The organism is Nocardia aurea (assembly GCF_003123685.1).
GTDB classification, from domain to species: Bacteria; Actinomycetota; Actinomycetes; order Mycobacteriales; family Mycobacteriaceae; genus Nocardia; species Nocardia aurea.
This window is the reverse complement of record NZ_QCYJ01000103.1, coordinates 831803-856484: the sequence shown is the minus strand read 5'-3', so window position 1 is coordinate 856484 and position 24682 is coordinate 831803. Positions and strand designations below refer to the sequence as shown.

Annotated in this window: 40 protein-coding genes; 12 read left to right on the top strand and 28 right to left on the bottom strand. The window is 62.6% G+C overall.

Going from position 1 to position 24682, the window contains the following annotated elements; translation table 11 throughout:
* Positions 1-123: 123 nt before the first annotated feature.
* From DAT37_RS25365 to yidC, 3 genes are all read left to right on the top strand, one after another.
* A complete protein-coding gene (locus DAT37_RS25365; RefSeq protein WP_109527297.1) occupies positions 124-960 on the top strand; it encodes a helix-turn-helix domain-containing protein in 837 nt (278 codons plus the stop codon).
* Positions 961-1016: 56 nt separating this feature from the next.
* Entirely contained in the window at positions 1017-1316 is a 300-nt protein-coding gene (locus DAT37_RS25360) for a DUF6412 domain-containing protein (protein ID WP_109527405.1), read from the top strand.
* 86 nt (positions 1317-1402) lie between these two features.
* Positions 1403-2299 carry a membrane protein insertase YidC gene (gene yidC / locus DAT37_RS25355; RefSeq protein WP_109527296.1) on the top strand — a complete coding sequence of 299 codons (897 nt, stop codon included), beginning with the start codon at positions 1403-1405 and terminating at the stop codon, positions 2297-2299.
* 104 nt (positions 2300-2403) lie between these two features.
* On the opposite strand, the gene DAT37_RS25350 is transcribed toward yidC, so the two are convergent.
* Entirely contained in the window at positions 2404-2823 is a 420-nt protein-coding gene (locus tag DAT37_RS25350; RefSeq protein WP_109527295.1) for a group I truncated hemoglobin, read from the bottom strand.
* A 170-nt stretch (positions 2824-2993) separates the two neighbouring features.
* On the opposite strand from DAT37_RS25350, the gene DAT37_RS25345 reads away from it, so the two are divergent.
* Positions 2994-3524 carry an NUDIX hydrolase gene (locus DAT37_RS25345; protein ID WP_232839974.1) on the top strand — a complete coding sequence of 177 codons (531 nt, stop codon included), beginning with the start codon at positions 2994-2996 and terminating at the stop codon, positions 3522-3524.
* A 291-nt stretch (positions 3525-3815) separates the two neighbouring features.
* Here the strand turns inward: DAT37_RS25345 and DAT37_RS25340 are convergent, their stop codons facing one another.
* The 5 genes from DAT37_RS25340 to DAT37_RS25325 form a co-directional block, all read right to left on the bottom strand.
* Complete coding sequence (locus tag DAT37_RS25340) at positions 3816-4496, bottom strand: TIGR00266 family protein (RefSeq protein WP_109527404.1); 681 nt, start codon at positions 4494-4496, stop codon at positions 3816-3818.
* A 67-nt stretch (positions 4497-4563) separates the two neighbouring features.
* Positions 4564-5817 carry a tyrosine-type recombinase/integrase gene (locus DAT37_RS25335; protein WP_157978688.1) on the bottom strand — a complete coding sequence of 418 codons (1254 nt, stop codon included), beginning with the start codon at positions 5815-5817 and terminating at the stop codon, positions 4564-4566.
* A gap of 22 nt (positions 5818-5839) precedes the next feature.
* Positions 5840-6034 (bottom strand): helix-turn-helix transcriptional regulator, encoded by a 195-nt coding sequence (locus DAT37_RS44305; protein WP_157978687.1) that lies wholly within the window; start codon positions 6032-6034, stop codon positions 5840-5842.
* A 172-nt stretch (positions 6035-6206) separates the two neighbouring features.
* Positions 6207-6410 (bottom strand): DUF397 domain-containing protein, encoded by a 204-nt coding sequence (locus DAT37_RS25330; RefSeq protein ID WP_109527292.1) that lies wholly within the window; start codon positions 6408-6410, stop codon positions 6207-6209.
* Positions 6407-7288, bottom strand: a complete 882-nt coding sequence (locus tag DAT37_RS25325; RefSeq protein ID WP_109527291.1) for a helix-turn-helix domain-containing protein — start codon at positions 7286-7288, stop codon at positions 6407-6409. Before DAT37_RS25325 ends, DAT37_RS25330 begins: the two co-directional genes overlap by 4 nt.
* 248 nt (positions 7289-7536) lie before the next feature.
* Here DAT37_RS25325 and DAT37_RS44300 point away from each other — a divergent pair, with 248 nt between their 5' ends.
* The 3 genes from DAT37_RS44300 to DAT37_RS25320 are packed head-to-tail and all read left to right on the top strand — an operon-like array spanning position 7537 to position 8248.
* Positions 7537-7893, top strand: coding sequence for a hypothetical protein (locus DAT37_RS44300; protein WP_157978686.1), 357 nt, complete (start codon positions 7537-7539; stop codon positions 7891-7893).
* Positions 7890-8057 (top strand): hypothetical protein, encoded by a 168-nt coding sequence (locus DAT37_RS44295; protein ID WP_157978685.1) that lies wholly within the window; start codon positions 7890-7892, stop codon positions 8055-8057. The genes DAT37_RS44300 and DAT37_RS44295 overlap by 4 nt, the downstream gene beginning before the upstream one ends.
* Before the next feature lie 8 nt (positions 8058-8065).
* Positions 8066-8248: a hypothetical protein gene (locus DAT37_RS25320; protein ID WP_157978684.1), complete on the top strand. Its 183-nt coding sequence runs from the start codon at positions 8066-8068 to the stop codon at positions 8246-8248.
* Between the two features lie 3 nt (positions 8249-8251).
* Here the strand turns inward: DAT37_RS25320 and DAT37_RS25315 are convergent, their stop codons facing one another.
* From DAT37_RS25315 to DAT37_RS25295, 7 genes are all read right to left on the bottom strand, one after another.
* A complete protein-coding gene (locus DAT37_RS25315; RefSeq protein WP_109527289.1) occupies positions 8252-8815 on the bottom strand; it encodes a hypothetical protein in 564 nt (187 codons plus the stop codon).
* A gap of 43 nt (positions 8816-8858) precedes the next feature.
* Positions 8859-9176, bottom strand: coding sequence for a hypothetical protein (locus tag DAT37_RS25310; protein ID WP_109527288.1), 318 nt, complete (start codon positions 9174-9176; stop codon positions 8859-8861).
* Positions 9169-9330 carry a hypothetical protein gene (locus DAT37_RS44290; protein ID WP_157978683.1) on the bottom strand — a complete coding sequence of 54 codons (162 nt, stop codon included), beginning with the start codon at positions 9328-9330 and terminating at the stop codon, positions 9169-9171. Before DAT37_RS44290 ends, DAT37_RS25310 begins: the two co-directional genes overlap by 8 nt.
* On the bottom strand, positions 9327-9689 hold the full coding sequence (locus DAT37_RS25305; RefSeq protein WP_109527287.1) for a hypothetical protein: 363 nt from the start codon (positions 9687-9689) through the stop codon (positions 9327-9329). The genes DAT37_RS44290 and DAT37_RS25305 overlap by 4 nt, the downstream gene beginning before the upstream one ends.
* Entirely contained in the window at positions 9686-10111 is a 426-nt protein-coding gene (locus DAT37_RS25300; RefSeq protein ID WP_109527286.1) for an SPRY domain-containing protein, read from the bottom strand. The genes DAT37_RS25305 and DAT37_RS25300 overlap by 4 nt, the downstream gene beginning before the upstream one ends.
* The gene (locus DAT37_RS44985) at positions 10108-10272 is read right to left on the bottom strand and encodes a hypothetical protein (RefSeq protein ID WP_198654407.1); all 165 of its coding nucleotides are present in this window, start codon (positions 10270-10272) and stop codon (positions 10108-10110) included. The genes DAT37_RS25300 and DAT37_RS44985 overlap by 4 nt, the downstream gene beginning before the upstream one ends.
* Before the next feature lie 881 nt (positions 10273-11153).
* Entirely contained in the window at positions 11154-11546 is a 393-nt protein-coding gene (locus DAT37_RS25295) for a hypothetical protein (RefSeq protein WP_109527285.1), read from the bottom strand.
* Positions 11547-11799: 253 nt separating this feature from the next.
* Here DAT37_RS25295 and DAT37_RS44285 point away from each other — a divergent pair, with 253 nt between their 5' ends.
* Complete coding sequence (locus DAT37_RS44285; protein ID WP_157978682.1) at positions 11800-12576, top strand: hypothetical protein; 777 nt, start codon at positions 11800-11802, stop codon at positions 12574-12576.
* 103 nt (positions 12577-12679) lie between these two features.
* On the opposite strand, the gene DAT37_RS25290 is transcribed toward DAT37_RS44285, so the two are convergent.
* From DAT37_RS25290 to DAT37_RS25250, 9 genes are read right to left on the bottom strand one after another with little or no spacing between them, the layout of a single operon-like run.
* Positions 12680-13033 (bottom strand): phage tail fiber protein, encoded by a 354-nt coding sequence (locus DAT37_RS25290; protein ID WP_109527284.1) that lies wholly within the window; start codon positions 13031-13033, stop codon positions 12680-12682.
* Positions 13034-13045: 12 nt separating this feature from the next.
* Complete coding sequence (locus DAT37_RS46625; protein ID WP_109527283.1) at positions 13046-13354, bottom strand: LtfC-like domain-containing protein; 309 nt, start codon at positions 13352-13354, stop codon at positions 13046-13048.
* A 15-nt stretch (positions 13355-13369) separates the two neighbouring features.
* Positions 13370-14605, bottom strand: coding sequence for a hypothetical protein (locus DAT37_RS25280; protein ID WP_109527282.1), 1236 nt, complete (start codon positions 14603-14605; stop codon positions 13370-13372).
* Complete coding sequence (locus DAT37_RS25275) at positions 14602-14943, bottom strand: hypothetical protein (protein WP_109527281.1); 342 nt, start codon at positions 14941-14943, stop codon at positions 14602-14604. The genes DAT37_RS25280 and DAT37_RS25275 overlap by 4 nt, the downstream gene beginning before the upstream one ends.
* Complete coding sequence (locus DAT37_RS25270) at positions 14943-15275, bottom strand: hypothetical protein (RefSeq protein WP_157978681.1); 333 nt, start codon at positions 15273-15275, stop codon at positions 14943-14945. Before DAT37_RS25270 ends, DAT37_RS25275 begins: the two co-directional genes overlap by 1 nt.
* Positions 15272-15925 carry a hypothetical protein gene (locus DAT37_RS25265; RefSeq protein WP_157978680.1) on the bottom strand — a complete coding sequence of 218 codons (654 nt, stop codon included), beginning with the start codon at positions 15923-15925 and terminating at the stop codon, positions 15272-15274. The genes DAT37_RS25270 and DAT37_RS25265 overlap by 4 nt, the downstream gene beginning before the upstream one ends.
* A 46-nt stretch (positions 15926-15971) precedes the next feature.
* The gene (locus tag DAT37_RS25260; RefSeq protein WP_109527278.1) at positions 15972-16370 is read right to left on the bottom strand and encodes a hypothetical protein; all 399 of its coding nucleotides are present in this window, start codon (positions 16368-16370) and stop codon (positions 15972-15974) included.
* Positions 16363-16824: a hypothetical protein gene (locus tag DAT37_RS25255; protein ID WP_109527277.1), complete on the bottom strand. Its 462-nt coding sequence runs from the start codon at positions 16822-16824 to the stop codon at positions 16363-16365. Before DAT37_RS25255 ends, DAT37_RS25260 begins: the two co-directional genes overlap by 8 nt.
* Complete coding sequence (locus DAT37_RS25250) at positions 16821-17159, bottom strand: phage holin (protein WP_109527276.1); 339 nt, start codon at positions 17157-17159, stop codon at positions 16821-16823. Before DAT37_RS25250 ends, DAT37_RS25255 begins: the two co-directional genes overlap by 4 nt.
* Before the next feature lie 108 nt (positions 17160-17267).
* On the opposite strand from DAT37_RS25250, the gene DAT37_RS44280 reads away from it, so the two are divergent.
* The 3 genes from DAT37_RS44280 to DAT37_RS25240 all read left to right on the top strand — a co-directional run bounded on the left by DAT37_RS44280 (position 17268) and on the right by DAT37_RS25240 (position 18814).
* Positions 17268-17504 carry a hypothetical protein gene (locus tag DAT37_RS44280; RefSeq protein ID WP_157978679.1) on the top strand — a complete coding sequence of 79 codons (237 nt, stop codon included), beginning with the start codon at positions 17268-17270 and terminating at the stop codon, positions 17502-17504.
* Between the two features lie 150 nt (positions 17505-17654).
* On the top strand, positions 17655-18395 hold the full coding sequence (locus DAT37_RS25245) for a GIY-YIG nuclease family protein (RefSeq protein WP_109527275.1): 741 nt from the start codon (positions 17655-17657) through the stop codon (positions 18393-18395).
* A gap of 77 nt (positions 18396-18472) precedes the next feature.
* Complete coding sequence (locus DAT37_RS25240; RefSeq protein ID WP_109527274.1) at positions 18473-18814, top strand: hypothetical protein; 342 nt, start codon at positions 18473-18475, stop codon at positions 18812-18814.
* Here DAT37_RS25240 and DAT37_RS25235 read toward each other — a convergent pair.
* The 5 genes from DAT37_RS25235 to DAT37_RS25215 all read right to left on the bottom strand — a co-directional run bounded on the left by DAT37_RS25235 (position 18811) and on the right by DAT37_RS25215 (position 23099).
* Positions 18811-19197, bottom strand: coding sequence for a DUF2510 domain-containing protein (locus DAT37_RS25235; protein WP_109527273.1), 387 nt, complete (start codon positions 19195-19197; stop codon positions 18811-18813). The genes DAT37_RS25240 and DAT37_RS25235 overlap by 4 nt on opposite strands.
* Positions 19194-19664, bottom strand: a complete 471-nt coding sequence (locus tag DAT37_RS25230) for a DUF4352 domain-containing protein (RefSeq protein WP_157978678.1) — start codon at positions 19662-19664, stop codon at positions 19194-19196. The genes DAT37_RS25235 and DAT37_RS25230 overlap by 4 nt, the downstream gene beginning before the upstream one ends.
* A gap of 247 nt (positions 19665-19911) precedes the next feature.
* Positions 19912-20718, bottom strand: coding sequence for an N-acetylmuramoyl-L-alanine amidase (locus tag DAT37_RS25225; protein WP_109527271.1), 807 nt, complete (start codon positions 20716-20718; stop codon positions 19912-19914).
* A gap of 1 nt (position 20719) precedes the next feature.
* Complete coding sequence (locus DAT37_RS25220) at positions 20720-21385, bottom strand: phage gene 29 protein family protein (RefSeq protein WP_109527270.1); 666 nt, start codon at positions 21383-21385, stop codon at positions 20720-20722.
* Positions 21386-21398: 13 nt separating this feature from the next.
* The gene (locus DAT37_RS25215) at positions 21399-23099 is read right to left on the bottom strand and encodes a Gp37-like protein (RefSeq protein ID WP_157978677.1); all 1701 of its coding nucleotides are present in this window, start codon (positions 23097-23099) and stop codon (positions 21399-21401) included.
* A gap of 72 nt (positions 23100-23171) precedes the next feature.
* Between DAT37_RS25215 and DAT37_RS46475 the strand changes: the two genes are divergently transcribed.
* Positions 23172-23747 carry an NUMOD4 motif-containing HNH endonuclease gene (locus DAT37_RS46475; RefSeq protein ID WP_109527268.1) on the top strand — a complete coding sequence of 192 codons (576 nt, stop codon included), beginning with the start codon at positions 23172-23174 and terminating at the stop codon, positions 23745-23747.
* Here the strand turns inward: DAT37_RS46475 and DAT37_RS25205 are convergent.
* Positions 23744-24670, bottom strand: coding sequence for a phage tail family protein (locus DAT37_RS25205; protein ID WP_109527267.1), 927 nt, complete (start codon positions 24668-24670; stop codon positions 23744-23746). The genes DAT37_RS46475 and DAT37_RS25205 overlap by 4 nt on opposite strands.
* Between the last annotated feature and the right edge of the window lie 12 nt (positions 24671-24682).

The window sequence follows — 24682 nt, the reverse complement described above, 5'->3', positions numbered from 1 at the left end:
ATCGTGGAAGATCGTCGGCGAATTCCTGGATCAGGTGGCCGAAACCAGCACCGCGGCGGTGCCGCCCGGATAGATTGACAGGGAATCCGCACCTGGATTCGCGTCACCTGCCGGGAGCGTCCGATGGAGAAGGCTCTGGTCACCGATGGGGTGTCCGCGACACCCCGAAGCCTGGGCGGCGCACACCCGCCCGACGACACCTCATACCGGGCTACGGCCTTGCTGCGCCCCGGAATTCTCGCCTTCGGCGGCACGATCGGCGAAACCGATCTGCACGCGCATCACGCCGTACAGATCCTGTCCGCGGACACCCCGCTGACGGTGATGGACGCCAGCGGCGTGCACCATCACGGCACGGTCGTCATCGTGCCCGCCGACGCGCCCCATCGGATCGACGCGGGCGCGGCGCACGGCGCCGCGCTGTACCTCGATCCGGAGACGGTGGCGGGCGCCGCCGCCGACCGCCGCGCCCACACCAGGGGCTGGACCGGGGGCGTCCGCATTCCCTCGGTCGATCCGGCGCGGTCGGCGCTGCTGGACCAGGTCACCGCGATCGTCACGGATCTGCGCTGCGACCACCAGACGCCGCCGGGCGCACCGCATCACGCGGTGACCGAGGCGCTGCACGTACTGCCCTCCCTCGTCCACGACCGGTCGATCCGCGGCGCGGATGTGGCACGGCGCGTCGGCCTTTCGCCGACGCGGTTGTCGCATCTGTTCGCCGCCCAGGTCGGGATCCCGCTCCGTCCGTACATCCTCTGGCTTCGGCTGCGTGTCGCCATCATCCGGGTGCGTTCCGGCGACGATCTCGCGGCGGCGGCGGACGCGGCCGGTTTCGACAACAGCGCGCACCTGACCCGCACCTGCCGCCGGACCTTCGGACTGTTCCCGGCCGCGCTGGAACGTGACGGCCTCTGGGATCTCGGCGACGGATCGTGGACGGCGGGCAGCGCGACCTGAGGCGTCCCGCCCAGGATCATCCGGTCCCCGCGCTCGGGGCCACGTACTCTCGTGGCATGTTCTCGTGGGCTCGGCTGACGGCGTACGCGGTGGTCGCGTTCGTCGTGCCCGGGCTCGCGCTGCTCGCCGCACCGGCGGGCGAATCGGGGGCGCTGGCCGTCCTCGGTGTGGTCGCCGCGGCCGCGATCTTCGCGATGGTGTCGCCGCGCGCCGTTCGGCTGCGCGCGCTCACCGCCACGGCTTCGGGCCCGCCGCCCTCGGCGCAGCGTCGCAGGCGCGGCACCTATCTGCGACAGAGCAATCCGGACACGGCGGGGCGTCCCCGGCCACGAGCACCGGGCGCGGTCACGCGCTGACGACGGCCCGAGCGGGCGTCGTCGGCATTCGGCCGTCCATGCCCGTTCCGTGCGCCGACGCACGGCCACCAGTCAGGTGAACCCTCGTGCTCGATTTCGTCTATTACCCCGTGTCCGCCGTTCTCCGGATGTGGCACACCGCTTTCGCCGCCGTCCTCGGTCCCGCCGACGCGGCGGCCTGGATACTCGCCGTCGTCTTCCTCGTCGCGACCTTCCGCGCGGTGCTGTTCCTGCCGTTCCTGCGCCAGGCTCGCAATCAGGCCGCCATGAAACGCCTGCGACCCGAAGTACGAGCGATCCAACGGAAATTCGACGGCGACAAGCGACGGCAGAGCGTCGAGATCAGGAAATTGCATACCGCACACGGCGTCGGCCTGTTCGTCGGCTGCCTGCCCGCGCTCGGTCAGGGGCTGGTCTTCCTCGGCTTGTTCCACGTGCTGCGTTCCTTCGACCGCACGCGCACGGTCGGTCACCTGCCGTTCCGGACCACCTCGGCGCCGATGACCCCCGAGCAGAACGCGCTCACCCCCAACTACTTCCTCGACGCCTCCGATGTGCGATCGTTCCTGCAGGCCAAGATATTCGGAGCGCCGCTGTCGGCCACCCTCACCGGTACGCCCACCGTGGCGGTGCTCGTCGTCGCCGCAACGCTGATGGTGATCGCCGCGGTCGCGACGCACGTCACCGCGCGGGCATCGATCGCCCGCCAGGATCGGACCGCCCGGCAGGTGCCGTTCATGAACACCGTCATGCTGTGGGTCTTTCCCGCGGCGGCCGTACTCGGCGGCGCGGTACTGCCCATCGCGATCCTGCTGTACTGGGTGTCGAACAACGCCTGGACGCTGGGTCAACAGCACATCGTCTATCGCAGGCTCGACACCGAAGCCGCGGTACTCGCACAGCGCGCGGCCGAGAAACGCAGGGCCGCCGCGCCGAAACCGGGTGCGAAACCCGTGCGCCGTCGTTCACCGGGACGCGGTTGACCTCAGCGGATCCGCACACGGAATCGACGGGCGCCACCGGATATCGAGGCGACCGCGTCGTCGCGACGCGGTCACCGGTGGCGCACCGTCGGTCGGTACCGGTGTCATCGGGGCCCGGGTGTGGTGCCGGAGGTGATGTCGTCCGCCAGGGGTGCGATCGCGGCGATGATCTCGGTGACCGTTTCCGGTGGAACTCCCGCCGCGGCCAACGCATCGGTCAGGTGACCGGCCACCAGACCGAAATGCTCCATGGTGATTCCGCGGCCCTGGTGCACCTGTTTCATGGGCGCGCCGGTGTAGGGTTGCGGCCCGCCCAGCGCCGCGGCGAAGAACTCCACCTGCTTGCCCTTCAGCCTGCCCATATTCGTGCCGGTGAAGAAACCGGCCAACTGTTCGTCGGCCAGCACGCGAACGTAGAAATCCGCGACCACGACCTCGAGCGCCTCGTAGCCTCCGATCTGCTCGAAGATCGGTGCGACGGTGGCGACGGACGATTTCTGCTTGAACCAGGATGAAATACTCATCGCTCCACGACACCAGTCGGCGATTGCCCCTCCGTGATCTGCCGATCGCGCGCGCATTGCCACTTGTACCGGTCGCGTTTCCGTGCGCTCACCGCCGGACGGGAGACCGGTCACCGCCAGGCGGCCGTCCGCGCCGGGCTCCCCCGCTGACGCGCGCTACCCTCGGGCACGTGCCACAGCGGGCGGAGCAGAGTTCGGAAGTGATCGCGGTCTACGATGAGGCGGGCCGGGTCGTCGGGGTCGAGGACCGCGCGAAGGTCTATCGGGACGGGCTGTGGCACGCGAGTGCCGGGGTGCTGGTTCGTTCGGGGGACGGACAGCGGATCTACGTGCACCGGCGTACCGATACCAAGATGGTTTTCGCCGGGATGCACGATTGTCTGGCCGGCGGCGTCGTCGGGCCCGGCGAGGATCCCGTCCGGACAGCGGTGCGTGAACTCGGCGAGGAACTCGGCATCGGCGTGGCCGACGGACTCGTGCCCCTGGCGAAGATCTCGTGGGACGGCCTGTGGGACGGCAGGCCGATGCGCTGCCACCTGTTCGCCTACGAATTCCACTGGGACGGGCCCATCCGGCACCAACCGGAGGAGATCGCGGACGGCTGGTGGTGGACCGACGCGGAATTGCGCGTGCACCTCGATGATCCGGAGTGGCCGTTCGTGCCCGATACGCGGCTGCTGATCGACGACCTCATCGACTGATCGGCCTGCCGGAGCCGGAAAACAAACAACCCACCGGATAATTCCGATGGGTTGTCGCCACTTTTTCTTTCGACTACGCGGCACTCTGGGAGACAGCGGCGGATCCGGTCTGAAGAATCAGTACGAGCACTTCGAGAAGTTCCATCAGAACAAATCCTCAATTTCGATGTCGATCGGAGCCCACAGCATCGACGACCCCGATGCCCGGCAGATGAACACCCGGTGACCATCCGGCAATGCCCCGCGCACCGCGCGGCATACGCGGCGGAGAGGTCCCCGTCTACCGGCCGATCAGCCGTTGGACGCCACCGAACTCGCCCACACCGCGAACGCGCCGGGATTACGGGTTTGCAGCAATACCCGCCCGGGCCCGACGAAATCGAAGACGAAACCCTCGCCCGATTTCAGCGACTGGATCGAACGGCCCGAAACCGCTCGCCGGATCGTGAAATTCATCGACAGATCGTAGGCGACCACGTGTCCGGTATCGATGGTGATCGGTTCCCCTGGCTGCAGATCGATGACATCGATGGCGCCGAAAACTCCGACCACGATTTCGCCTTCGCCGTGCGCGCGTAGACCGAAACCGCCCTCACCGCCGAACAGATTCGAGAATCCGCCCCATTTGCTTTCCACCTGTACACCATGCGAATTGGCGATCCAGCCGCCGCGGCTGATGAAGAAGGGGCGGTCCGCGACGATCTGAAGGTTCAGCATGTCACCGGGCAGCGCGGGAGCCACATCCACCCAGCCACCCTGCTGCGGGGCGGTGAAAGTCGAGACGAAGAACGATTCGCCCGCCAGCACCGACCGCTTCAGACCGGCGATGATGCCGCCCTCCGCCTTGGCCTGCAACGCGACTCCCGCCGAATGTGCGACCATGGCGCCACTTTCGACCCGCATCGGCTCGCCGCCCGCGAGAAAGCACCGCGCGATCGTCGACGCGGGGTTGTGGCGCAGTTGTACCTTCATATGCGCAGAATATAGGTATTCGCGCAGGTAGGCATAGGTGCGGGTCTCCACGAAAACCCCTGGATTCCTACTTTGGTGTAACTTTGCTCGGCGCCAGCAGCTCCAACGCGTCCGCGTTATCGACCGCCGGATGCCTGTAACCAGCGGAATCGATGTAATGCCGCATCGCCAACGACGCCCCCTCCGAATGCCCCAATTGCGCACTAGCACACTTCGGATCACCCGACACCCCAGTCACATGCGTTGCCACGGTGTCTCGCATGTTGCCGAACTTCACCCACTCCAGTGCTGACCCCTCCCGCGCACGCTTCAACGTCGTCTCAGCGGTCCGCGGCGACAACAGGCCACCCCGCAACGACTCGAACACCGGAAGCTCTGCGGAGGAGGGTTTTACGTCCGCCTTCCACGCCCTCAGAACCGTCGTCAGCCACGTAGGCAGGGTCAGGTAGTAGCTGTTGCCGCACTTGCGTCTCGGCTGCCGGAACGTCGCACCGCCACGCGACACGAGGGTTCCGCACACATACGCCGTCGCCCGCACCACCTCCGGATCATCCAAGCCGTCGATGTCCATCCACCGCAAGGCCAGCGCCTCCCCCGGGCGAATCCCTGTGCCGAGCAACGTCAACGTCAACGGACGCAAATACTTCGTGCGCGGCGACGCGGCCAGCAGCAAGTCATAGAGCGCATCCCGCTCATCCGCGGTCAACGCCCGCTGCCCACCACCCCGAACGCCAGGCTGAGGAACAGGCGCCATCGGTGAGAAGTCGAACAAGCCGGCCAACGTCAACATCTTGAACACCACGGTCAGGATCAGGTGATGGCGGGCCGCGTAACCAGGTGAGGCGTCGGCGATGTCTTCGAGGTAGTCGGCCAAGAACTTCGGCTTGCCGACTTCGGCGATCGTCAGATTGCCAAGTTCGCGCATGAGCTTGATCGAGTCGGGGCTACCGCCTTCGACGGGATAGATCGACTGCCGATACGACACCAGTGTTTGGCTCGCGATCTTGCCCGCCTCACACTTGCGTTCCTGCGCGGTGATGAACGCGTCGAACACGGTCGACATCTTGTCGGACGGTTCGAACTCGCGACGTTTGGTCGATGTCGAATGCGCGGAACCTTTGTGGCGGTTGACTTCGAACCGTTTCTTCCAGTCGTCACGGCATTCCTTCTGGGTGCGGCCCGCGCCGCTGGTGCGCACATAGTTGCCGTTGTAGGTGCGGTGACGGATCTTGGTCAGTCGCCACACACCGTCCTTGTCCTTCTTGGGGATCAGCATGTGCGCGGGCGGCCATCCGCCTGCTTCCATCGCCTCTTGTGCCATGGTGACCTCTCGGGGGTGGGGCTCAGACCGCCGACATTTGCTGCTGCTCAGCCATCCAAACGCGGACATCTTCGGACAGGTACCGGTAGCGGTTGCTGACCTTGAAGCACTTCGGGCCTTTGCGGGGTTTCATCCGCGCCCAGTCCTCCAGGGTCTTCACGGAGAATCCGGTGATGGCAGAGACTTCGCGGCGGTTGAGCCATGTAGTTGGTGACATTGGGAGCCTCCTGGCGGATATGTGGGGCTGTCCAGGGCCGTAGCGGTCGCTGCCCGGTAACCTGATGTTGCATTACATCGTACACCTACGATCGTGCCATACCATAGGGCGCGCGGCACAAGAAAGCCGCCCCGGTCTCCACAGGACCAGGGCGGCTCAGGGTCGAGAACTGCTAGCGGTCGAACTCGCCGTCACGCACGCCAGCAGTGAACGCAGCCCACTCGCCAGGAGTGAACACCAGCGAGCCAGCATCAGGGTTCTTCGAATCCCGAATGCCGACATGGTCGCCGTCCAAATGGGCGACCTCCACGCACTCGTTGTTGCCTCCGCTGTAGCTGCTCTTGAACCAGCGGGGACTGCTCAGATCCTTACTCACGTCGTCAACTCCTTCGCCGCCCGCCGAAGCAGGCTTCTACTCGCCATCGCATCCAGCGCTGCGCGGTGGATGGTCACCGACGCTGACCGGTATTGAGCCACGTCAGCATCCTCTTCAAGATAGATGTTGCTGGTGAATGATTCGGCATACACAACCGGGTTGGCATCGACCAGCGACAGTATCGTGTACGCCCCAGTAGCCGCACCGACCGGATATCCGGCCTCGAACGGCAAAACCTGAATGGTGATGTTCGGCCGCTTGCTCATCTCGGCTAGGTGATCGAGCTGGGCTGCCATCACCCGTTTGCCGCCGACGACGCGCCGCACGACAGCCTCATCGAGGACCATCGTCACCTTCAACGGCTTGACCTTGCGGGTGAGGCTGGCTTGCCGCTGGATCTTGAAGTCGACTCGGCGCCGCTGCTGTTCCTCGCTGTCGTGCGGGAAGAACAGTTGGTTGATCGCCGCCGCATAGTCGCGGGTTTGGAACAGTCCCGGCATCAGTTCGGCCCGGTAGATGGTGATCTCCGTGGCCTCGAACTCCAGGCCGACGTAAACGTCCAGGTGTTCCGGGATGACTTCATTGTATTGCTGCTGCCACCATTTCCGCGGTTGGGCGGTGGCTTCTTCGAGGTAGCTGGTGAGAGCTTCGACTTCGCGGGTGTCGCTGATTCCTACTGCGTCGCACAGGAGTTTGACGTCGCGGGGTTTGAGGGTGCCTAGTTTGCCGTGCTCGATGCGCGATTGGGTGGGGCCGCTCCATTGCATGACTTGGGCGACGTCTTTCAGGTTGAGGTTGGCGGCTAGGCGGGCTTCTCGGATGCGTTGGCCGAAGCGTCTACGTGGCAGGGATGGCGGCGGTTCGCTGTCCGGTTTCATCGTTCGGGCTCCTTACGATTTTCAGGCTGAAAGAAATTGCGCAATGGGCTGAAAACGAACCTGCGGTTTCACTCCAAGATACTGAAATTTTCAGTCTGCAACGGCAATACCGACACGCTGGTGATGAACTGAGAGCGTGTCCGGCAGGGAGGTCAGATCGCCATCGCTCCCAACCCCCGACCCCAGCCGTTCCACAGACGCGGGGTCGGGGGGCCGGGCACCCACTGACCATCACATCAGGGGGACCAATGTCCATCGACTGGCCGACTATCGCCACCACCGGAATCACCGTTACCGCAGCAGGACTCGCCTACATCGGGAGTATTCGACCGCGTGAGGCCGCGGTCGCATCAAGCCCGAACGACGCGTATCGAATCATCGCCAGAGTCGAGAACGATACTCGCACGCCACGATTCGACACACGGGTTTGGCCGACCCACTGGCCGCATGACGCGCCCGAGCACCGTTTCACGCTGGTGCAGGCGCATCGAGAGTTTCAGAAGCACATGGATTGCCACATCGATCATTGCCCGCGCAAGCATGCCGCTTGGACGGTGATCGTCGCTGAAGAGTACGGGCATGCGGATGCGAGGAGGTCGGCGTGATCATCGATGACAACTGCGATAAGGGGCACATCTACCCGATCTACGAGTCACGGGTTCGGGGCATCCTGCGCATTCATCAGCTGTGTGACCCGGACGAGTGCGCGAAGAAGCGGACTGCATTGAAGTGGGCTGATGATCACCAGCTTTCCGGCCTGCCGTCATGAGGGCGCAGATGGTTTCCGTGCCCGTGGTGCGTGACCCGTTGCGGGATACGTTGAACGAGTGGCGGGCCGCGCTCGGCGCATGGGATCAGGCGGGCGAACCGACGGCGGGGCCAGTGTTCGCGCGGATGACGAACGCGCGGCAGGCGTTCCTTGCCGCGCGTCGCGTCGAGTTCCCGGATGAGCGCCTGTAGTCGTCATGCAGCCTGCGCGGTCACCTGCGTGTGCGCAGCCACCGCGTGGCACAGTTCGATGAAGCGTTCGTCGGCCATGTTCTTCTTCAGCTTGTTGACGTCGCGGTGTACCCACTGGAGATTGCCTTCGATGTAACCGACCGAACTGTCGATGCGGTCGAGTGAGGCAGTCTTTTCGCGGGTCTTCCGGTAGGACTCCGCGAAGTGGATGGGCCAACCCGTGAAGGCGCAACGGCGATCCTGATCCAGGTAGAGCTGCCACAGGTACTCTTTGGAGACCTCGAATTCCAGCCCCTTCGCTTGGGCTGAATGGAAGGTCGACCGGTAGTGCGATTGCGGGAACTCTCCGACGCCATGGAATGCATGGTGGTTCGTCCCGGATGAGCACGGCTGACATTTCTGAATCTTGTTCTTGCGCATGTGGGACGGGATGCGGCTGACCTGGTTTCCGCAGTCGCACTCCAGGATCCAATAGCGGTGCCCCTTCTCCAAGCGGTCGAACTCGACAACCGTGAAGCTTCCGATGCGCTCCCCGCTGATGTCGATCAGCGGCCGTCCTCCTGGCATCAGCGGAGCCCCTTCCGCGAGTTGGCAAGATCGGCCCGGACGCTCATGCTCCAACCTCCGGATCCCAAATGACAACCGCTGGCAGGCGGATCGGGTCGTTAGGCAGAGCGCCCGCGATGCAATGCCAGTCGGATGTGCGACGCTCATGCACTGAGCCGTAATCGGTTCCACTGGGCGCGGGTCGGCGGATCTCGCGGATGATCGTCAGGAACGGCAGCGCGGCCAACTGCTCGGGCGTTCGGATCACCTGCGGACGCCGGAATCCTGCCGCGAGGATCGCATCGAGGGCGTCGCCGTATTCGTCGTCGAAGAAATTGATGCCGTCACGGAGGATCGCGTCGAGTTCTTCGCGCTCAGCCATCGAGCACCGCCAATGCGATCCCACCGAACAGCCAGACGAGTACAGCCGCGATGATCGCCGCGACACCTGTCAAAGCGGCATCGACGGTGAGCAGCCATGTCACCAAGCCCGAGACGGCACCGCAGGCGAGGCCCGACCAGAAACGGGGGATCATGACGCCTCCTTGAAGAAGTCGCGAATGCCGCCCTTGTAGAGCAGGTCGAAGACGGATTCCCAGTCCCGACCACGCAACCCGGTCACATCGAGTCGCCCGTCGACCTTGTTGACGCCATCCAGGTAACCGGACTCGCCGTACTCGACCAGCTTGTCCACGACCGCCTCGGGCTCGATGTCGCCGAGGAGTTGATAGGCGGTTTCCCAATAGCCTTCGGCGACAGTCGCTGCATCATCGGCGGCGCTGATGATCTCGACGAGTTCGTTCAAAGCGGCCTCGTTGCCGTCTCGCTGAAGCCAGAACGCCCACGTCTCGCCCTCGTGGTCGCAGTACTCGGTGAAGCGGATGTAGTCGCTCATGCCGTCTCCCATTCGCCGATCGGTGCGCGTTCGATGTGCGCTTCGCATCCCCACGCGAGCAGGTCAGCGAGGCGGTTGGCGACAGGATGCTTGGAGAAGCGCCGACGCCCGTTGGTGTGCGGCACGTTCATCAAATGCTCACCGTCGCCGCCGTACCCGGTCACATAGTCGGGGGCATCACTCCACTCGATCGAGTAGCCCACGCGATCGGGGATGGCGACCGCGAAGACGTCGTTCTCGACTTCGGCAGCCGTGGGGGTGACCCAATCGCCGAAGTCGGCAGGCAGCCAATCCGGGATCGATTCGCCCAGGCGGAAGGCGTTGACGACCGTCTCCCAGTACTCGAATCCCTGGCTAGCGAAGGGCTCGCCGTTCTCGGTCGGCCACTTGTCGACCACCAGACGCCACACGTAGCCGCTCATCGCCGCTGCCCCCGCCTTGCCTTACGTGCCGCACGGTTCTTCGCGCGCCGACCCTGCACCACCTCATCGGGGACGGTGCCCTGATAGACGTGGTCCTTGCCCTGCAAACCGCTCAGGATGGCCCGCGCCCACCTGCTCGCCAATCGGTCCTCGGATTTCATATCTCAAGATTACATCATCACGTCAACCTTGCGATGCAATGCAAGCTCCGAGCGGCGATACCGATTCCTGCCTGACTGCGAGCGCGCAGGGCTGCGTTTGCCCCCTCGCCCTACCCCGAGGTACCCCCTGGCAATTTCAGCGGCTCTAGCGGCGATGCGTGGCGATTTTCGTGCTCGACGGCTTCAAAACGGCTTCGGAGGCCAGAGCGGGCCGCCCGTCGACCTCCTCGCGCGCGGTCAGTTGGTCACCATCGAAAGAACCACGTGACGTCTCGTTCCAGCGTGGTCAAGTTTCGCCGCCGCACAAAAACATGCTCCGATGTGATTCTTTTTGCGCGGCGGGAACGCGAGTGCGATGAAGACCGCTTGATTCCACGAAGAGGTGACGTTCTCTCCGAGGCCGAAGGCGAGAAGATGCGAGACAGTCGTTTCGGCTCAGGTGGAGCAGCGCGCTAGCGGTGTTGGACGACCACCACCTGACGGCCACGCCCCTTAAGTACTTAACTACCTATAAGGAACCGCGCGCGCGATCTATATCCGCGCGCGGGAAACGTGACCTGGGCTCTTGCAATGTCTTATTCCCGCTATCTAGCGGAAAAAGGCCAGATCAGCTGACCTGTGGACTACTTGTGGACAACCTGTGCATAACCCTGCTGATAACCCCGATTTCGATGATCTCGCGCGCCCGAATCTGCGCCCACTCCCCCGGACTTTGAGTCCAAAAGGGGCGGACACTGAGTCCGTCCGAACGGCGTCCGAACGCCGTCTCGACGCCGTTCCGAACCGTTCCCGAAACCCTTCGCGAACCCTTCCCGGACACGACAAAATCGGCCCCCTCGATCCCGTGAAGGACCGAGAGGGCCGAGTCGTATTGAGTTGTGTCAGGCGAGGTCGTAATACAGGTACGTACTCGTAGACCCCGCGTTGATCGTTCCCGAAGCGCCGAACGGGCTCGTGAACTGCACCGTCAAGGCGTCGCCGTTGGTGAGCGTCGCCGAGATCGGCGAGAACGTCACCGAAGTCGAACCGAAACCGATCGTGTTCGAAGCGATCTGCGACCCGTTCTTCATCACCCTGACCGTCAACGCCGTCCCAGAGAACCACGACGCCGACAAGGTGAGCTTGCACTGCACCGTGACCGCTGCGCCACCATCCGCAACGAGAGCGTTGGAAGTAATGACCGTCGAGCCGTAACCCGACCGTGCCGTCCAACCCGTGACCGTGGCCGTCTGGTCGGAGCCGATCGCCATCGTCCCGGACTTGTCCATGCCCATCGGCGACAACGTCGTAGTGCTGCCCGTCGCTGAAAGCGTTCCCGTACCGCCGAAATCGGGCGTGCCGACACCAGCAGCGGACGCGGAAATCGTGCCCGAACCAGTGAACGAGCCAGTCGCACGAGGCGAACCCGTCGCACTGAGCGCACCCGAGGCCGTGAACGGAGCCGTAGCCCCAGCGGCACCGGAACCCGCCAAGTTGCCCTGGTTGGTGAATCCGGCTGTCGCCTGCGGTGAAGCAGGAGCCGCCAGCGTGCCAGCGCTCGTGAACCCTGCCGTGGCGATAGCGACCGCTGTAGCCGACAGAGTGCCCGTGGACGTGAAGCCCGGAGTGACCCGAGGTGAACCGACAGCAGATAGCGTGCCCGCGCTTGTAAACGGCGCCGTAGCGCCAGCAGCACCGACCGCAGCGAGGTTGCCTTGGTTGGTGAAGCCTGCGCCCGCGGAGTTCGTGAACGTCGTCAACGTGCCCGTACCGCTGAAAGCCGCATTGGCTTGCGGAGAACCAGCCGCAGCCAGTGAACCGCTGGACGTGAACCCGGCCGTAGCCACCGCAACAGCCGTCGCAGACAACGTGCCCGAACCACTGAACGGAACCGATACAGCCTGCACACCCGCAGCCGACAATGTGCCAGCACCCGTGAATGCCGCACTGACCGAGGGCGAACCGGTAGCCGCAATCAGGCCCGAGCCGCTGAACCCAGCTGTAGCCGCGCCAGCACCGACCGCCGAAACAGTTCCCGTGCTCGTGAATCCAGCAGTCGCGACACCAGCTGCGGAGGCCGTGAGGCTACCGGAGCCGGTGAATGCCGCTGTCGCCGTCGCTACTGCAGTCGCCGAGAGGGTGCCGACGCCAGTGAGTGCCGCGCTTGCTTGCGGATCACCGACGAACGCCTGCAACAGGCCGGAACCCGTGAACCCTGCCGAAGCGATAGCCGTGCCAGCGGCCGACAACCCACCAGAGCCGGTGAACTGTGCCAGCGCGCGAGGAACCGCCGTCGCCGACAGAGTGCCCGTGCCCGACCAGTGAGCTACAGGAGGCGGTGAGTACAGGAAACGCCGCGGAATGGTGACCGTGGTGCGCGCCGGCCGCGTCGCAGTCGTGGACTGCCGCTGTGGGAGCGCGACCATCGTCAGCTCTGGGTGAAGCTGGGGGTCACCTTGATCGTGCCAGCGGCAGAAAGGGTGATATTGGGGCTCAGGGCGCACTTGTCGCGGAAGGTGCCCGAGGAGCTGGACGACCAGGTGCCGACGTGGGTGTAAGTCCCCGCCGCCGCATTGAAGGTCAGCTCGGCCATCGACAGTGTGCCCGTAGTGCCCGACGTCCAGGTGCCCTGAACGCGCGCGTACGAACCGCCAGTCGCCTCCGAAGTGCCCGTGGTGCCCGGATCGGCCGTGTGCAGGCTGACATAAATCGTCGAGCCGCCATTCAAGCCTTTGTATGCGTCGGCCAGAGTTTGCCGCGCCGCATCTGTTGCAATTGCCATTGCGATTCTCCTTTAAGGCCGAGTGACCTGGCCCTGAAACCAACAGAAATCCGCGCCATCCGAGTAATGGACGTAAATGCGGAAGCTGGAGGGGATAGCGATAGTGTCGGCCAACGCCGAAGACACATTCCAAGTGACAGCCGCCGAGGAAACCGACGCCGACCAAGTAGCCGAAACATCACCGGACGGGTCATAGAATTTGAGATCCGCTGTCGTCGCAGCCGGGATTTCCTCACCCGAAGGTGGGAAAATGTCGTGAATGAAATCCTGGCCGTCAACCAGGATCAGAGTGTCGGTGATCGGTTCATGACCGATAGCCATAGGAACCCCCTGGCGTCAGATGCCGGAGTAAATGCGCACGTCATTCCAGCTATTCGAGTTGTTGCCGCTCGTGCGACCAACCCTCAAACCCGCATACGTGTTGGATGCCGGAACGGTGCCGTGTGCGTTCCCGGCATAAATGATCGGAGTCCCGTTCTTTTCCAGAAACGTGAACCCGTTGTAGACACAGAACGCGAGCTTGTCCCCCGACGCGATAGAGACGCCGCTCGTCAAGGCTTGAAAGTCGGTCATTGTGGGCGTGCCGCTGATCGCGGTCGAAAAGCGGGAAATGTAGACAGAACCCGAATAGATGTTGGCGCAGAGTCCTTGCGTGCCCGCACTGTTGGAGCAGACGATCAGCGAGGAGGCCGCTGTAGCGTGCGGGGCCAGATTGCCGCCAACCGTCGCCTCTACCCGGACTTTCCCGCCGGTCAGGGTCGTGTTCCAGAGCAGGCCGCGAGAACCGTCCGTCGTGCCCGTGGTCGACCAGGAGTTGCTGACGATGCCCGCGTTCGTTCCCAACTGGGTCCAAGGGCTGCCGACAGCACCATCTGCGCGGTTGAAATCGTCGAACAGAATCGACGACCACACCGACATATTCGGCACCGACGGCGGACGGTCATAGTGATCGATCCACCGCATATACACATCCGCCAACGACGTATTCAATGTGCGCAAACAGCGACGGTCCGGTCCGAGTTTGAACGCGGGCGTGATCATGGACGAACCGACATAAATGTCGTTCACCCAAATGCGAACCCACGTATCGTTTTCAACCCAGATCTTCACGTGAAGGTCGTTGCCGTTGTAGACGACTGGTGAATCCCATGCACCATTGGGTTGAGCGACAGACCAGCCGTCAGTGAACTCCGACAGTTGGAGATAGTCGCGGGTCACGTCGTGCAGCATGCGGACGCCGACCATGTTCGCGAAAGCGCCACCGATCCGCGCCCACGAATCCGTGAAATACATGGTGAAGCCCTGGGATGCGACGCCCGTGACAGGCCACCAAATTTCGTACTCCATGCCCCAATTCGGGGTGAATGGCTGGAACTCGTAGGATTCGCCGCCGCCATTACCGCTGAAAAAGTTGGCAGGTAATCGGAGTTCGCCCGAGGAGTTGAACTGGGCTACCGTGCCATCGGCCAAATGCACCCACGGGCGTTGAATGTTGCCGACCGGGTAGGTATTGAAATCGTCGCGCCAACCAGCCCATGCGCGCGGAACACTACGGCGCAGTAGGAAACTCATGCGTCATAGGTGCCAGTGATCGTGCCACCCTCGGTTGCACTGAAATAGCGCATGGCACCGATAACGTTGGTCTTTTTGTAGTTGTACCAAAAGTTCTTTTGAGACGCGGACAGCGCCGGGTCCATCAGCGAGAGCCAGGCCGCCTTGTTCGCGGTCATCCGGTCGACCGCCGCCTGAAGGATCGGCGTGGCGTCAACAGCGGGCGTTTCATCGAACAGGTCGTCCAGTGACGCCACATCGAATGCGTGGCAGAACAGGTCCCAGTCATACGTGCTGTTGGACATCTGGGTTGTCTGCACGTAGGTGCCAGTGCTGTTGACCTGGTAGAAGATCTTCATCAGTCCCCCAGTTCGGAATCGATCAGGCCGCTGATCGAGGCGTCGGCATGGTCCGCGAGAGTGGCGCGCATCTGCTCGAAGACCCTGCGATTGCCGGAAAGGCCACGGCGGTCGGCGGGATCCAGAAGATGGCGCAACGACTCGGGGTCATGGTTGAACCGGTCGATAGCGGCATCGAATATCGGGATAGCGCGCGCTGGGATCTCCTGATCGAACAGCAGATCCAAACTTTCGACCCCGAAAGCGGCTGCCCACAATGGCTCCTGGTAGTCGGCGAGGCGGACCTCTTCCATGCCGACACCAGCGCCATATCGGGTCTCGAAATACCTCACGACATCACCCCAAATAGAAGAACCTGCATCGCCACCGGGGCGACACTGCCGGTAACCGAAGTAACATTGATGAAAATGCGTTCGCGGGATGCCATCGTGAAACTGATAGGCCAATTCGCGCGTGTCACATTCGCTGCGAGCGTGTACGTGTCGAGAACTGACGATGATGTGCCTGTCGCATTGAATTTCTTCAGCTCGAAAGCCATACCGTTCGGCTGCGACAAGAGAGCCACGTGCATATCGGTGATCGTGCGCGTCAAACCACCGGGAACGTTTTGACACAAACCAATTAACAACTCGTTCACGCCCAAAACGACGGCTGCGGAAGCAACCACGAATTCGGCTTCCCAATAGGAGGCGCGGGCCGATGCCGAAGCCGCCGTAGACTCCGCAGCAGCCGCATCATTCGCGGCAGCCTCGGCGATACCTACGACAGCATCGGCAGCGCCCTGAGCAGCGGCAGCAGCGGTATACGCGCCCTGGATCGGTGTGCGAACCTCGGTGCCGACCGTGTTCTGAGCCGTCCCGTACGAGAGCTTCGCGCCCGCCTTCAACGAGGTTTCGACATCCTCTGCCGTCGCCAACTGCAAAGCCCGAAACGCGCCCAGTTCTTGTGAACCATCAGGAGTCGGCTGATTAGGGGCGGTCAATAGTCACCCCCAATAACGTGCGTGAAGTTTTCTCGAAAAATCGGGACTAGTTCGACTGCGCCAACCACTGGCGGTAAGTCATATAGGCGGGCAGATCACAACCCGCCTCGATCGCCTGCAAATTCAAGTCACGATGCCAGCGAGCGTCATAGGCGATGAACTCGTCGCGGGACTCCGTAGCCGCACGACACTGCTCCAACTGGGTCGAAATGTATTCCAACTGGCGGGTCACATCAGCGAAATCCGCTTGACGGATCTCCCGCGCCTCAACCCGCTCCTGCTGGCGACGTAAACCATTCGCGCGCCAACGACGACCAAGGGGGCCGAGAAGCCGCGACCATGTTTCGGAAGCCTCCGAAAGCAACTGGCCCACATATTTGAGGGCAAACGCGACAACAACAATCCCAACCAGCCATTCAGGCGCAAATTGTGCAATCTCATTCACGTTGGCGCCGCTCCCTCCACACGTCGATCGCAGCGTCAGCGAACCCCCAATGCACCACCACGAACACCAGCAGCCAATCCGCGGGCGTACGCCAGCCCTCTATCGGCGACCTCGTAGCCACATCGCAGAGCGCACCGACCGTGAAGCCCGCATAGACGGCGACGAGGATGGCATGCCCGGCGAACGCGACCGGATATCGGTCGACCGCCAACCCCGCCAAACCCAGCAGTGCGCCGAGGATGAACAGGCTCCCCCACCACCACACCGGCATCACCTGCTCGATCACCGACAGAGTGCGTGCATCGGCGTGCGGTGGTAGCAGGTAGTCGAGTCCGCGCGCCAAAGCGGCGATGAGGACACAGATTTGGATGGCGACCACTTCGGGCCAGATGAGCCTGACCCGGAGGCGTACGAGTGAGGTGAGTGCGCCGGGGCTGTTGAGCCCCGAGTTCACAGGACCGGAGTTTTCACCGCGGCGACACCGAGACCGAGGGCGGTAGTCACAACGGCGACGATCGCGCCAACCTGGGAGTCGGTAGCCCAACCGACAGCGACGGCCGCGGGGGCTGTGACGCCGAGAATGCTGTAGAGCCACGTGCGCCAGGTGGAGGCGCTATTGGCACCCGCGAGAGTGAAGCCGAGGACGGCTGCGACGACGGGTGCCCACAAGGCGACCTGCGTGTCAGTGGCGAGACCGTATGCGACGGCGAGGACTTGGAGCGGGAGCAGGAGAGCATAGAGGGTGCCGCGGGCTTCAGCGGTGACGTCGCGGAGAGAGTCGAAGGACATGGGTACCTCTTGAGTGTCGATTGCATCGTGTCGGACGGTTTATGATGTACTGTGACCTCAAGGCGCGCGTTGAGGCGTCAGCCAGCGAGGCTCTGAGAGAATGGGGACGTGAATGTGACACCGGAGAAAGCCGCGGAACTGCTGGCGCGGGTTCAGGCCACATCCGAGCGGTCGCGACAGGTGAAGGCCGAGGCCGACAAGATGGTCAGCGACGCGGCAGAGGAGCGCGGGGATGCCGTTGCGGAGGCGCTAGCTGCGGGAATACCTCGCGGACTGATAGCAAAGGCCGCCGAGGTCCACAGGAACTTGCTCTACCGAATCGCGGGTCGCGCAGGAGAGGAATAACAGGCGCAACTACTAGAGGTTGCATGCCCGCACGGGGGTGTGTACTGTCATCTCTGCAACTACTAGAGGTTGCAGAGATTGTTTTCGATTCGGCGCTACCCCAGTCCCGCTAAGACGCCAGGGTAGCGCCGCTAACCGAAGGAGTTCGGCATGTCCGAGGCTAGCACGCCCGCCGCCATCCCGTTTCCGCAGCGCGGCAACGAAATGGCCTTCAAACCCTCGCCCAGTCAGGTCTTCTCCGCTCCCGACGGTGCGGCCTTGGAGTTCTTCGGCGACGGCGACACCTCCGTGGTCCAGGCGTCGGTGCTGGCTCGACAGCTCGGCCATCGCGACGCCTCGAACATGATCCGCGGGCTCGAAGACGATGAAAAGGTGCTGGTTCTTGCGCCGGATGGTCCCGCTGGATCGCTGCCTGCTTGGTACCTGACCGCCGCCGGAGCGTACAAGGCACTGACGCGGTGCAGGCTGTCGAGCATCCCTGATCCGGCCGTGCGCAGCGCCGTTGGAGAGTTTCAGCAGGAGTGCATTCGTCAGGGCTCACTGGCTGTTATGGATTTGCTCGGCTCAATCCAGGACGTCGCCCCCGCCTGGACTCGGTCCACTTCCAGGATCGATGAGCGGCCCGTGTACTTCATCCGCGACGCGGCAGCGGGCGAGGTGAAGATCGGGATTAGCCATGACCCGAAGGCCAGGCTTCGTGCCATCCAGTCAACTCGACCGAACCCGTTGGAACTTGTGCTGGTGATACCAACTGGCGGGATTCAGCTTGAACGACGCCTGCACGGCAGGTTCGCGAAGTACCGGCTGTATTCCGAGTGGTTCCGCGAGGCAAATCCTGTGCGCGACTTCATTCGCAACGAGTCTCAGCGGATGTTGTCCGGCGCCGCCTAACCCCTCCCCCACCTGAAGGCCCCGCGTGATGGGCCATGCACCCTCACGCGGGGTTTTCCATGCCTCCAGGAGCCCACTTGATCACTCGCGAATACCCCGAACTCGACCACACCAACGAATCCATGCTGTACGCCCTCGGCATCTGGACCGCAGCGGCAGGCGAACCCGCCGAAACCATCCACGACGACGACGGAACATGGCGCATCATCGGCGAAATCCGGTACTACCCCGCCTTGGACGGCTTCATGGACCGACAGCCCCGCAAAGGCATCACCGAACGCGAACGCGGCATCCTCCGAGGAGCAGCCGCCCAACTGTTCATGGAACTGCCTGATGTCGACGACTCGTGGGTCATGCGCAGGCCCGAACAAGGCGCATGGTTTCTCGAAACGAAGGTTTGTGTGCCTGTAGAGGATTAGACCGTCGGGTTCGGCGGTGTGCGAACAGCGTCGGACCAGACAGTCCCGTTCCACCAGCGCTGGTTACCGGAACCCTGCGGGTCGAGGTACCAGCCTGGAGGAGGGTCGGCGGTCGCAGTCGCGGTTGGCGTTGGCAAGTACGTCGCCACCCGCGGCTCGCCCACCCGATACAAGGCCCGGAACACGAGGATCACGAACAGTAGGCCGAGTGCGCCAATGGCGACCAGCATCAGCTGGAAACCGTTGTATCCACCCTGATAGCACACGAAGAGGGCGAAGCAGAGGAGGAAAAGGAACCCGGAAGCCTCGTTGCGGGAACGGCGGCGGCGTATCGTTTCGGGCGACTCAGGTGGCGAAATCGGCTGCGGCGGCGGGTATGTCATCGCAGCGAGATCCGCTTGTTCGATGAAAACAGGCCCTCGCTCAACGAAATCTCAGCCAGAACCGTGCCCTTCGGCACGTCGAACGGAATGATCCGCGTCCCTGACATGCCCGGATTCAACTCCAGCTTCAATTCGTCGTTCAAGTCCCAGTCGGCCGACGTGTCAGCGCTGAACAGTCTGCCCCGATCGTCCACGAGGAACTGATCGTCGGCATGAATGGAGGCTTGACCATCGCCGACATTCTCGACTGCGAGCGTGACAAAAACGAACTCGCCCTTGGCTTTCGTGTCAGTGAACGCGCCATCGGTAGCCGTCGCGCCCCGCTCGACCTTCGTTACGGTCACAGAGAGGTCATCGAGACGAACCGTGCGGGCTGCCGCATTCTCCGGAATCGCCACACTACTCGTCGAGCCCGTTGGCGATGACTGCATGGACGCAACCCCAGCCACGATGCCAATCAGCGTCACGCCGATCCCGATCAGTACGGGCAATAGCCATTTCGGCGTCCCCGACTTCGGAGGTGGAACCCATTGCGGGTGCCCGTAAGGCAGTGGCCGCGGCGGGGGATAGCCAGGCGGTGGAGCGCCATACCCTTGCGGCGCGGGCTGAATGGGCGGCTGCCAGTTCGGCGGCGGCTGTTGAGGCGGGTACGTCACGATCTACCCCCTGAGCGTGAATGCGTCACCGGGGGATTGTAAGGCGAGTGCTGGGAAGTTACGCGGCCTTGGAGCCGAAAGACTCGGTGAGCCCGTTGATTGCGGTCGTAATGGCGTCGATCTTGCGGTGAGCATCCGCCAGTGAATCGACCACCGTCTTGTCATCAAGTTGCGGCCATCCAGCGAACGGCTTGGGTCCGCCCAACTGCTCGCGGATCTGGTTGATGTACTCATCCATGTAACGGACGGCAGTACCGAGAGTGACGGTCTCGCCCTTGTAGTTCTTGAAAGTCTCCTGCAACGCCATTTCGTCGCCTCCCGGATCCTGATCGATAATCTTCTGAACGTCGCGACGGAAGGCGTCCATGTCGATCCCATACGGGTCGATCTTGCCTTCAGAGCTGTACTCGCGGTGCGCCACGCAGTCATTCGCGCTTCGGCCGATACGGCGCAAAATCGCGGCACAGCCACGCTTGTAAGCGTCGAGCTGCACAGCGGGCCATTCCTGCGAACCGGTGCCGCTGTTCACAGCCTCGATGCCGATGGTGTGGTAGTTCGCGTTGTTCGTCGGCCAACCGGGCCATGAGCCGCGGCCGGCATGCCAGCAGACGCCCGCCGCGATCACGCGGAAAGTGCCGTCGCGTTCCAGGACCAGCTGCGCGAGTGGTCCTTCAAGGTCTGGGCGCCCGTTCTGGACGATCAGCCAATCGCTGGTGCCGCCGCCTGCGGTGTGATGGCACAGGACGCCGCGAATGTCGGAGAAGTCGTCGTGACCGCTGCTCAGCCAGGCGCCTTGCTCGATTACCTTCAACCCCTCGGCGCGCAATACGTCTGCGAGCCATGTGGGGTCACCTGTCCAAGCCATGTCAGACTCCCAGCTTTGGATACTTGTCGAGAATGGTTTTGCGGGGCTTGTTGGCGAAGTAGCGCTCAACAGACAGCACCCGGTCGCGTTCCTTCTCGTCGACCGACTCCAGGTAGGCCAGGACGTCAGCGACAGTGTGAACGCAGGGATTGAAGCCCGGATCGCGCGTAGGCTCATTACTCACCGATGCACCGTCACGTGACGGCTTGCCGTACTTCATCGGCTTCGGAGGCGCATCAGCCAAACGCTGATCATCAGGAACCGCGGCGATCGGGTCGAAACCCAACGCCTCCGCAAACTTGCGCTTCGCATCTTGCGGAAGCGTCTGAACCAGTTCCTTGAAGTCGATCCGCTCACGGTCAGGCGCGTCGATGGGCACCCACACCCCCGGACTCGTCAGCCAGTGCGGGTCCGTATTCCGCGGCAACTCGTACTTGATCGTTTGCTCGGGCGGGACAGTCGAACCCATCGGTCGGGCGCCGCAATCCCACATCCGGCGAGATACCTGCTTCAGGTACTCGATGGGAAAGGGCAATGGCGCACCCTTCATGCCAGGCAAGCCACTGAACATCCAAACAAACGCCTCTTCGGGGCAGTCCGGATTGACAAGCTCCTGCATGGGGAACTGGCCTGGTTTCAACCGTGGCAGTTGATCGACTTCAGACATTCCTGCTCCTGGCCTACTTGCCGTGAACGGCCAACTGCTGCACGAGTCCGCCGAGATTGGCGATAGCTCCCAGTGCGCGCTGCCCGCGGTCCTTGTTCTTTTCCTGGTCGCCGATGGTCGCGACCCATTCGGGCGGCGATTCGCGATCCCATGCGAGGGTCAACTCGCGGACGCGATCGACGTAGATGGTGTGGTCGTCGACGAACATGGTGGTGCCGTAGTCGCCGATCACCTGCGCGCCGATGCGGTCGCCGAGGAAGAAGTGGCCTCTGCCTCGGTCGCCAATGAACCACGGTGCACCGTCACGAATGTTGATCTCGTGCGAGAAGTACGAGCGGGTCTCATGCAGCGATTTGCGGAGAGAGAGCAGCGCTTCGAGCGTGTACGCTCGGTCGCCGTCTGCCGCGATCACTTCGAATGGTCTGGACCAACCCGAATTCGCTACTCGCCCAGCACTTCTCGCGTGCATCCACGCAAACAGGCTGTCCCAGTAGAAGATTTGGGCGACGGCATCGACCGCCCCGCCAATGGGGGGTATGACCACGGCTGCGGCCAGTAGGTCGCCCGCGGTCTGAATCGCCGCCGAGATCAGCTCATTCACGAACGGCATCGAGTGGCCGCCCGCGACCACCTGAATCGCCGAATTTGGTGTGGCAGTGAACTTCCCGGACTCGATCCCAGTCTCTTCGCCCTCCAGATACACCACGTATGGGCATGTCTTGTCGGTCAGGCGTTGACCGGGCACCTTGTAGGAATCAGGCGCGGCCGGGTCGACGACGTCTTCGATGACCTCGTCGATGAAGTCCTCAGCGAACTGCGCGAACGTCCTGGCGAGGCCCGTGAAGGGGTCGCCGCCATTGCTGGTGTCGGTGTAGTAGCCGGACTTGTCTACGATGTCGACGACGAGCGCGCCGTTGCGGAGTGTTTCGCCCGCGATCGGCTGTTCATCCTCGCCCTCGATGAACCGGCGAATCTGGATGCTCAACTGGGCGTCTTCGAGGATGTCTTTCGACATGTCGGTCCAGTACTTGAAACGACTGTTCGGGACCGACCAGATAGTGCCCGCGTTCAAGTCGTCCAGGAACGTTGTCGGCTTGACGACAACACTCCAGTTAGACATTCCGACAGACCCTTGATCCATGGGATCGTCATCGAGTTCGTAGAACGACTCCTGCTCACGCATTACGTTCAGGAACAGGCAGGTCTTCAGGCTCCAAATGCTCGGGCCAGGTACGAAAAAGGCGTGCGGTGCCTGGACGAAATCGGGCAGAAAGGGATTACACCAGACGAGATATTTGCGCAACAGGTCAAAGTCGTTAATCCAGCGCACCGACAGCACTCGTGTGCCGTCTTCGCGTTTCTCGACACCGTGATCGAAGATTCGCCCCGACCATTGCGCACCGTCTTTCTCGACGGTGATGTAGACGTGGCGTTTCTCGCCTGCGTCGATGCGTTGACGGACCTGCCAGATCCATTTGGCGAGATCGTCATCGAGCGGAATCTCAGTAAGTCCAGTTCCAGCGTCGTTATCGATCCATTGGAAGTTGGCGACATACTCGCTGTTGAGGACTCCTTGCAGATTCCAATCCGCGGTCCAGATCCGCATCACGGGCGGCTCTAGACGTGCCCGCCTGTCGGCCTCTTCGGCCGCGAGAGTGACATTCCAAATCTCGCGACATTGTTCTTCGAGGGAAAGAGTTGATAAATCGGTCACATGCAATCAACTCCAATGCTCCTACCAGCGCATACGAAGCGCTGCCAGATCACGTTTTGATAAACTAGAGCCATGGATACGGCGGGGATGGGCGAATATTCGACCGAAGAAATTTGGCTGCCAGTCGTTGGCGCGGAGGGGCGCTACTCGGTCTCAAACCAAGGCCGCGTGCGAGCGGAGGCTCGGGTTGTTGTTCGCTCCAATGGGCGACCGCAGACGATCAAGTCATGCATTCTCAAGCAGGCAACAGGCGCTAAAGAGGGCTACAGGGGCGTCGGAATCTGCTACGCACTTGGTGATGATTCCCGAATTCGACCTGTCCACCATCTGGTCATGGAGGCTTTCGTAGGGCCGCGACCGGAGGGGATGGACACCTGCCACAACAATGGCGACCCTGGCGACAATCGGCTAGTAAATCTGCGCTATGACAGTCGCAACGAGAACCAGATCGATGCCGTCCGCCATGGCCGCAATAGACAGGCGAATAAAACACACTGCCCGCGAGGGCATGCATACGACGCAACAAACACCGTCATTCATATACGCCGAGACCGGTCGCAACGCCCAGAGAGACACTGCCGCCCGTGCGCGAATATCCGCAGCGCGGCTTATCGCGACAGGCAGAAGGCCGCCAGGAAAGCTGCCTAATGGCTTTCCCAGCAATGTTCCCATAAGCGATTGCAGTAGACCTCCACGCGGGCACCGCCAACTGGTGCCCCCACCACCTTTACGGGGAGATTGGTTTCAGGCGTCTTCGGCGGAATGCGATGGAGGAACGATATTCCGTTCATTCGTCCCGCTAGATTCGTGCCCGCCCAGTCGCGAACCTGCAACTTGTCTCGATACAGGGTGATCCGCGCGCCGCCCTCAAGGGCGGTCAGCTCGGGCAGGGTGATCTTGCGATTCGGGTATGCCCCGCCTGGCACTCGGTGATGCTTTTTGCCCGTCCATGAGAAGTCGGCAAGCGTCCAAGTGCCACGAGTGACGACCCATTGCAGCCACATCGGCTGATCAGTTGGGTTGACGATCGAGACGAAGCCCTCAGATGTCCCCGATGAACCGGTCTCGAAGTAGTCGTAGGGGGTGTTCTCCCATTTGTCTTCAAACCAGAATGGCTGATCGGCTACCACTGCCATCGGCTGCACGGAGGTTCGCGTGATGTGCGGGTCATATTTCGACTCGAACGCCGCCGTGTCCGATTTCGCCAGCCACAGGCTGCGAGTTCCCGAGGATGGCGTAGTGATCGACATCTTTGTGAGAGTCGAATCGGGGTCCCAAGGGTCTTTCTCGTAGTCCCAGGCCGCATTCCAGCGATCCTGGAGGTTTTGCCAGTCGGCGGGATCATCACCTTTGATGCTCACACCAAAGGTGATGTCCCGCTGGTTGTATGTTTTGCCCTCGTAGGACGCACCTTTTTGGTAGGCGCTCGACTTTCGCCGCGTCACGACGGGTGCGCTGAAAATTCCCTTAATGTCTGTTTGCAGAAAGAGCTTTTCCGACGTTCCCGGGCCGTTGATGACGAAATGCGAGCCGTCCACACCGTAGATGTCGATCCGGGCGGAATCACGCATCAATTGCGATTG

What these genes read in the sequence shown, in the direction of transcription:
- DAT37_RS25300 (WP_109527286.1), bottom strand. Translation starts at nt 10,111, where the DNA reads ATGAGCGGCTACGTGTGGCGTCTGGTGGTCGACAAGTGGCCGACCGAG.
- DAT37_RS25305 (WP_109527287.1), bottom strand. Translation starts at nt 9,689, where the DNA reads ATGAGCGACTACATCCGCTTCACCGAGTACTGCGACCACGAGGGCGAG.
- DAT37_RS25225 (WP_109527271.1), bottom strand. Translation starts at nt 20,718, where the DNA reads ATGGCTTGGACAGGTGACCCCACATGGCTCGCAGACGTATTGCGCGCC.
- DAT37_RS25295 (WP_109527285.1), bottom strand. Translation starts at nt 11,546, where the DNA reads ATGGGCATGGACAAGTCCGGGACGATGGCGATCGGCTCCGACCAGACG.
- DAT37_RS44300 (WP_157978686.1), top strand. Translation starts at nt 7,537, where the DNA reads ATGTCCATCGACTGGCCGACTATCGCCACCACCGGAATCACCGTTACC.
- DAT37_RS44305 (WP_157978687.1), bottom strand. Translation starts at nt 6,034, where the DNA reads ATGTCACCAACTACATGGCTCAACCGCCGCGAAGTCTCTGCCATCACC.
- DAT37_RS44985 (WP_198654407.1), bottom strand. Translation starts at nt 10,272, where the DNA reads ATGAAATCCGAGGACCGATTGGCGAGCAGGTGGGCGCGGGCCATCCTG.
- DAT37_RS25325 (WP_109527291.1), bottom strand. Translation starts at nt 7,288, where the DNA reads ATGAAACCGGACAGCGAACCGCCGCCATCCCTGCCACGTAGACGCTTC.
- DAT37_RS25365 (WP_109527297.1), top strand. Translation starts at nt 124, where the DNA reads ATGGAGAAGGCTCTGGTCACCGATGGGGTGTCCGCGACACCCCGAAGC.
- DAT37_RS25250 (WP_109527276.1), bottom strand. Translation starts at nt 17,159, where the DNA reads ATGTCCTTCGACTCTCTCCGCGACGTCACCGCTGAAGCCCGCGGCACC.
- DAT37_RS25350 (WP_109527295.1), bottom strand. Translation starts at nt 2,823, where the DNA reads ATGAGTATTTCATCCTGGTTCAAGCAGAAATCGTCCGTCGCCACCGTC.
- DAT37_RS46475 (WP_109527268.1), top strand. Translation starts at nt 23,172, where the DNA reads ATGGATACGGCGGGGATGGGCGAATATTCGACCGAAGAAATTTGGCTG.
- DAT37_RS46625 (WP_109527283.1), bottom strand. Translation starts at nt 13,354, where the DNA reads ATGGCTATCGGTCATGAACCGATCACCGACACTCTGATCCTGGTTGAC.
- DAT37_RS25220 (WP_109527270.1), bottom strand. Translation starts at nt 21,385, where the DNA reads ATGTCTGAAGTCGATCAACTGCCACGGTTGAAACCAGGCCAGTTCCCC.
- DAT37_RS25315 (WP_109527289.1), bottom strand. Translation starts at nt 8,815, where the DNA reads ATGCCAGGAGGACGGCCGCTGATCGACATCAGCGGGGAGCGCATCGGA.
- DAT37_RS25275 (WP_109527281.1), bottom strand. Translation starts at nt 14,943, where the DNA reads ATGAAGATCTTCTACCAGGTCAACAGCACTGGCACCTACGTGCAGACA.
- DAT37_RS25235 (WP_109527273.1), bottom strand. Translation starts at nt 19,197, where the DNA reads ATGACATACCCGCCGCCGCAGCCGATTTCGCCACCTGAGTCGCCCGAA.
- DAT37_RS25310 (WP_109527288.1), bottom strand. Translation starts at nt 9,176, where the DNA reads ATGGCTGAGCGCGAAGAACTCGACGCGATCCTCCGTGACGGCATCAAT.
- DAT37_RS25340 (WP_109527404.1), bottom strand. Translation starts at nt 4,496, where the DNA reads ATGAAGGTACAACTGCGCCACAACCCCGCGTCGACGATCGCGCGGTGC.
- DAT37_RS25290 (WP_109527284.1), bottom strand. Translation starts at nt 13,033, where the DNA reads ATGGCAATTGCAACAGATGCGGCGCGGCAAACTCTGGCCGACGCATAC.
- DAT37_RS25320 (WP_157978684.1), top strand. Translation starts at nt 8,066, where the DNA reads ATGGTTTCCGTGCCCGTGGTGCGTGACCCGTTGCGGGATACGTTGAAC.
- DAT37_RS44290 (WP_157978683.1), bottom strand. Translation starts at nt 9,330, where the DNA reads ATGATCCCCCGTTTCTGGTCGGGCCTCGCCTGCGGTGCCGTCTCGGGC.
- DAT37_RS25360 (WP_109527405.1), top strand. Translation starts at nt 1,017, where the DNA reads ATGTTCTCGTGGGCTCGGCTGACGGCGTACGCGGTGGTCGCGTTCGTC.
- DAT37_RS25335 (WP_157978688.1), bottom strand. Translation starts at nt 5,817, where the DNA reads ATGGCACAAGAGGCGATGGAAGCAGGCGGATGGCCGCCCGCGCACATG.
- DAT37_RS25205 (WP_109527267.1), bottom strand. Translation starts at nt 24,670, where the DNA reads ATGCGTGATTCCGCCCGGATCGACATCTACGGTGTGGACGGCTCGCAT.
- DAT37_RS25245 (WP_109527275.1), top strand. Translation starts at nt 17,655, where the DNA reads ATGTCCGAGGCTAGCACGCCCGCCGCCATCCCGTTTCCGCAGCGCGGC.
- DAT37_RS25280 (WP_109527282.1), bottom strand. Translation starts at nt 14,605, where the DNA reads ATGAGTTTCCTACTGCGCCGTAGTGTTCCGCGCGCATGGGCTGGTTGG.